General features: G+C 31.1%; 1 protein-coding gene. It reads left to right on the top strand.

Annotation, left to right across the window (positions count from 1 at the left end; genetic code table 11):
* Window positions 1–170 precede the first annotated feature (170 nt).
* Window positions 171–1,409, top strand: coding sequence for a hypothetical protein (locus tag BAZSYMA_RS08970; RefSeq protein WP_090718247.1), 1,239 nt, complete (start codon window positions 171–173; stop codon window positions 1,407–1,409).
* Window positions 1,410–1,541: the final 132 nt, after the last annotated feature.

Here is a 1,541-nt window from a genome sequence, read left to right as displayed (position 1 = left end):
AAATAAGATATATTTAAATACTATCTTAAAGAATGTGAATTTAGATTTAATAATAGGGGGGGTAAGATTTGTATAAAATCTTGCTGAAAAATTTTAAAAATAACGCGCTTAACTGGTTAAGACCCAGAAACATATAGCCTTAAGCGCTTAGTTATCAAGACCACAAACTAATGAAAATTATTGTAGGTACGGTTTTTCTTTTATTTGTTATAAATGCCTTGGCATTAACTGAACAAGAGTTTATTGACAAAGTATTAAGCCAAGATACACGCTTTGAAAAAGACAAAATATATGTTGCTATTAAGCAAATAGAATTAGATGCCAGTAAACGTAATTATGCAGGTTGGAATACTGATTTAAGTGCATCATTGTCAAACAGTTATTATGATATAGATAATAATACAACTTCTGCCTCTATCTATGAGAAGCATCGCCAAAATAACAACAAATCTATCAAGTTATCAACTACAAAGAATTTTTTATCTAATCCTGCTATTCTAACATTCAGTATTAAGCGTTCAATCCCAGATTCCGATATAACGCGCTATAAACAAGGTGCACTTTATACTGGTAGTAATTCTAAATATAGCATCACTACTTTTGATAATACTTACAAAATTAGTTACAAATATCCCTTGTTAAAGCATGGTGAAAATGCATCAGGTTTAAAAACTTATCGTCGTGATATTTTGGATTTAGAACGCGAAAAATTTGATTTTAATGATGCGCAAGAAGGTTTTCTGGTGGATCGTTTAGAGCAATTTATTGATTGGAATTTTTATCAAAAGAATGCTGAGATTTACCAAGATTATAGTCAGTCATTAACAATAATTCAAGTTAATAAAGCCAAAGACAAGTCAAAACTAAATACAGCTATCTTGCGTTCAAAGCAGGATATATCAAGCAATGATAGTGAATTACAGTCTTTGAAAAGAGCGTTGGTGAGCGTACTGAATGACTCAAGTTTGTGGTTTGAAAACCCCAAAATAAGTACCGAAAAACGCCTAAAAATTATGCCTGATTTAACGCAATATTTACAACATAATGTGCGATCTTTGTTGAAGCTTGAGATTGATAAGCGTTTAAAAAATATTGATTTGAATTATCACAACAATCAATCTCTTTATAAATTGGATTTTAATATTAATGCTGAAAGGAATGATAATAAAGGCAATATAATGACAGCAGATTATAAGAGCAAGAGTGTTCTTTATACTGCAAGTCTTGATTTTTCTATGCCGATTGGTGTTGATGTGAATAATCAAAAAGATATTCAGGTGACACAATTAAATTTGCAAAAACTCAACATAGATTACAACAACAAATTAAAAGATATTCTTGCAGATGCACAGGCATTGATTGTCGGGCTGAATTTAAAAAAAAGGCGCTTGCTACCTATCAAAAACTAAGGATCGATGTAGGGGTTGAGTCTAATTTGGCACTCAAAGGTTATTTAGATCATTCTGTTTCGATTGAAGTGCTGATTGATGCATATCAAGAAAAACGCGATGTTGAGTTAGACTATGTTAAAGCATTGACAG

The organism is Bathymodiolus azoricus thioautotrophic gill symbiont (genome assembly GCF_001298715.1).
Lineage (GTDB): Bacteria > Pseudomonadota > Gammaproteobacteria > PS1 > Pseudothioglobaceae > Thiodubiliella.
The sequence above is the reverse complement of the archived record's forward strand: the minus strand, read 5'-3'. Positions and strand labels throughout refer to the sequence as shown.

Excerpts from the sequence above, each read along its gene's own strand:
- BAZSYMA_RS08970 (WP_090718247.1), top strand. The coding sequence starts at position 171 with ATGAAAATTATTGTAGGTACGGTTTTTCTTTTATTTGTTATAAATGCC.